The organism is Streptomyces sparsus, from assembly GCF_054776295.1.
The window spans coordinates 1-837 of sequence record NZ_BAAHCA010001447.1; the positions used below are offsets into that span (position 1 = coordinate 1).

Annotated in this window: 1 protein-coding gene; it reads right to left on the reverse strand. The window is 73.2% G+C overall.

Annotation, left to right across the window (positions count from 1 at the left end):
- Nucleotides 1-523: cell division protein PerM (locus ACYVE9_RS28965; RefSeq protein WP_461030847.1), on the reverse strand; the 523-nt coding region annotated here is incomplete at its 3' end.
- Between the last annotated feature and the right edge of the window lie 314 nt (nt 524-837).

The window sequence follows — 837 nt, forward strand, 5'->3', positions numbered from 1 at the left end:
GCCACGCCGGGCCGGGAGAGGGCCGGCCGCGGGCCGCCCAGGTGCCCACCGAGATGGTGGCGACCGTCACCAGCGGCAGCCGGACCGCTGCGCTGAGCAGGTCGACGCGCAGTGCCGCGGAGGCGGAGAACCAGCAGGTGAGGGCCGCCACCGCCAGGTATCCGGCGCTGAGCCAGGTGACGGTGGCGCGTGCGGACCCCTCGGCGGATCGTGCGACGCGGTAGAGCAGGAGCAGGGGCAGCACCGTCAACAGCAGCGGCGTCACGCCGACGGGGGCCGGCACGCCGCTGAGCGTCCCGGTGCGGACCAGTTCGGCGCCGTGCGCGAGCAGCCACAGTCCGGCGGCGGCCCGCAGCGCGCCGCCGGGCCCGCTGTCCGGGTACGGGGAGGTGATCCAGAGCAGCAGGACGAGCATGGCGATCGCGGCCAGTCCCAGACAGGCCGCGAAGGCCCCCTCGACCAGTCGGTTGGTGACGGCCGCCGGGATGCGGCGGCGCGCGGGGCGGTGCGTCGTTTGGCTCACGGCCACATGCTGCCAACAACACCCGTTTCGCCGTGGTAGCGAGCAAAAACTCGTTGTGTCGCTCAATATATTGTTATGCACCTTTTCACACCGGGTACTTGTTCGGTCACCGCACGCCCGCACCACCCCGCGGACTGTGTGCAGCGCGTCGAGAGGCAGTCATGACCGAACTCGATCAACGGGCCGCAGCCACCCGGCCGGCCGACTCGGGGACCGAGCGCACCCGCACCGACCCACCGGGCAGCACGCCGCCCTCGTGGGCACGCACCGAGGACGCCGCGGGCCGGTTCCCCTCCCGGGCCACGCGGCACGGC